Origin of the sequence: Leptolyngbya sp. CCY15150 (genome assembly GCF_016888135.1) — a bacterium.
Lineage (GTDB): Bacteria > Cyanobacteriota > Cyanobacteriia > RECH01 > RECH01 > RECH01.
This window is the reverse complement of sequence record NZ_JACSWB010000099.1, coordinates 1-2,336: the sequence shown is the minus strand read 5'-3', so window position 1 is coordinate 2,336 and position 2,336 is coordinate 1. Positions and strand designations below refer to the sequence as shown.

At 51.8% G+C, this 2,336-nt stretch carries 6 protein-coding genes; 5 read left to right on the top strand and 1 reads right to left on the bottom strand.

Annotated elements, in window-relative coordinates; genetic code table 11:
• The first annotated feature begins 228 nt into the window (after window positions 1–228).
• The 5 genes from JUJ53_RS00930 (at window position 229) to JUJ53_RS00910 (ending at window position 1,981) form a co-directional block, all read left to right on the top strand.
• Complete coding sequence (locus JUJ53_RS00930; protein WP_204150110.1) at window positions 229–540, top strand: hypothetical protein; 312 nt, start codon at window positions 229–231, stop codon at window positions 538–540.
• A gap of 47 nt (window positions 541–587) precedes the next feature.
• A complete protein-coding gene (locus JUJ53_RS00925; RefSeq protein WP_204150109.1) occupies window positions 588–767 on the top strand; it encodes a hypothetical protein in 180 nt (59 codons plus the stop codon).
• A 71-nt stretch (window positions 768–838) separates the two neighbouring features.
• On the top strand, window positions 839–1,027 hold the full coding sequence (locus tag JUJ53_RS00920; RefSeq protein ID WP_204150108.1) for a hypothetical protein: 189 nt from the start codon (window positions 839–841) through the stop codon (window positions 1,025–1,027).
• Between the two features lie 156 nt (window positions 1,028–1,183).
• Window positions 1,184–1,684, top strand: a complete 501-nt coding sequence (locus JUJ53_RS00915; RefSeq protein ID WP_204150107.1) for a hypothetical protein — start codon at window positions 1,184–1,186, stop codon at window positions 1,682–1,684.
• 120 nt (window positions 1,685–1,804) lie between these two features.
• On the top strand, window positions 1,805–1,981 hold the full coding sequence (locus JUJ53_RS00910; RefSeq protein WP_204150106.1) for a hypothetical protein: 177 nt from the start codon (window positions 1,805–1,807) through the stop codon (window positions 1,979–1,981).
• A 110-nt stretch (window positions 1,982–2,091) separates the two neighbouring features.
• Here the strand turns inward: JUJ53_RS00910 and JUJ53_RS00905 are convergent.
• A partial coding sequence (locus tag JUJ53_RS00905; protein ID WP_204150105.1) for a transposase occupies window positions 2,092–2,336 on the bottom strand: 245 nt, incomplete at its 5' end.

Below are 2,336 nucleotides of genomic sequence, written 5' to 3'. Positions count from 1 at the left end.
CGGCGGATAGTTCTGAGGGATTGGTTAGTCATGGACATCTATCAGGTAGCTACACTACTTACCAGTATGCCAAAAGGTTTTAAAACACGCCCTAGCAGTCCGGCAATCGATTAACTGGCCAAACCAGTAAATAGAACCGATATCCTTCCGTTCAGCAGTATTGAAATCTCGGCATCCTGCAACTAGGCTCACCCAATCGGGTAAGCCTGGAACCCTTTAGGAGAAGACATGATCCAGATTTGGCAAGGGCAAACAGGGGAGTTGATCACCGAAATCGCCGCCGATGGCACTACCCACTTTGAGGCGATCGCCATCAGTCATGGGGGCACTCAGCTCGCCGCGATCGCCCAGACCCTGCCAGATAATGCGCTAACGCTGCAGTCATGGCAAGTGGAAGCGGGACAACATCTCGGCAGCAGTCTCTCGGCACCGCCCAAAGCCAGTTTCGGGATGAAGCCGGATTTGTCGGCGTGCCGCTGGTGGAAGTCGGATTTCAACCCGGTGATGCCCCTGTTTCCCGCCCAGAAGGGGCTATCCTAAGCGAGGTTCCTCCAAATCCGGCAGCGAATGCCAAATACCTATTTTACTTGCACGGTAAAATCATCGAAGACGAAGTCATCCGTCCGACTCACCCGGCCTATGGCACCTACGAATACGAACAGATTCTCACCACGTTTGAGCAGCGGGGTTTTACGGTTATCAGTGAGGCAAGATCGCTCAATACCGATGTTGATGACTATGCTACGATCACCGCGGGGCAAATTTAAGCCTTGATTGCCCAGGCGTTCCCCCTGAGCAAGTCACCGTCGTAGGGGCCGCTAAGGGAGCCGCTATTGCGATGTTGACGTCTACCCAGTTGCGCGATCGCGATGTCAACTTTGTTCTGATCAGCAACGGCAATGACTGGGTGGAAGACAATTTCGCCATTGATTTATATGGCCGTGTCCTCTCGATTTATGACGTGAATGATGAGATTGGCCAAACTTGCGACAGCCTGTTTGCCAAGGCTACTGGACTTAACCATTAAGCCGAAATTGAACTCACTATCGGCACCGGCCACGCCATCTTATTCAAACCACTCGAAGCGTGGGTACAACCTGTTGTACAGTGGTCACAAACCCAATCCATCAGCACCCGTGATCGCAGTTTTGCAGCACCCGTTTAGAGTTATCGGAGTTCAGTTTTGAGCATTTTTCAACGTCCTCGACGAGTTGCGATCGCCCTACGAGACAACACCCTCAGCGAACGCGAAAAACTCAATTTTCTTTGGGTTTTGTTTGCACTCAGTGGCATTTTTGGTGAAGAGAGCGCTTTAGTAGCGATTCGAGCACTGTCAAGCGGATATGGCCTGCTTCTGGCTGTGCCCTGGATCATTTTGATTTGGGGGACCATTGCCAGTTATCGGGCTAACCGGCAGGGCGACAACCAGAACTTTATTGAGCGCTTTATTTGCTTGACAACGTCTCTATCAATTCGGGCTTATCTCGTCTACGCCGTACTGCTTATCCCCATTCATTTTCTATCGAGGCTGATTTTTTCATCGCAATTCAACGTGTTTCCATTTCTCACGAACCAGCTTGTTGTTATTGGCATGACGCTATACATCTATGTTCGTCTTAAGTCACTCATGGTGATCGCTGCTGGCAGTAGGGGTCAAGAGGGTGCGCCCAACTCTGAAACCTAGTTTTGAGCAGATGGCTACTGGCCAAAACCCCTACCGCTGGCTGCGTGAAAAATGCCACACCACAGTGAAACAGGCAAAGACTCCCCCCGCCCAACGTTGATGAAACGCAGATAGATTCCCATGATTACGCTATATCACAACCCCATCACCCGCTCCCTGCGGGTACGCTGGCTGCTCGAAAAACTCGATCTGGACTACACCCTGAAGACCGTTGAATTTGTGCCACATGTAGATGGCGAAGTGCTTTGCCCAAAACACGCCGACCGGACGCTGTCCGACGTTGGTGGATCGCGATAATGTTTAAACGCAGGCGAATCGTTGCCATACCCCAAGTGGAGCGGTTGCTGAGCGCAGCGCAGCGTCAGTTTGAGATACAGATGAGTGAGTCAATCGTGCACCGTAATTGCTCAACTGAATCGCCAATCGGTCTGAGATGAGGTAAGAGCACGGGAAATGGCATCCAAGGCAGACAGGCCCTGACGCTTGGCCGTATTGATCAAAGAGCGCACTTGAGCAAACAACGCTGCTCCCCAGTCCGAACGAAAGCCATGGATTACCTTGCGGAAGACGACACTCCAGCGCAACGCCTGCTCACTGGCGTTATTGGTGGGCGGGACGGTCGCATCAGTTAAGAACAGCAACAGATGATCTC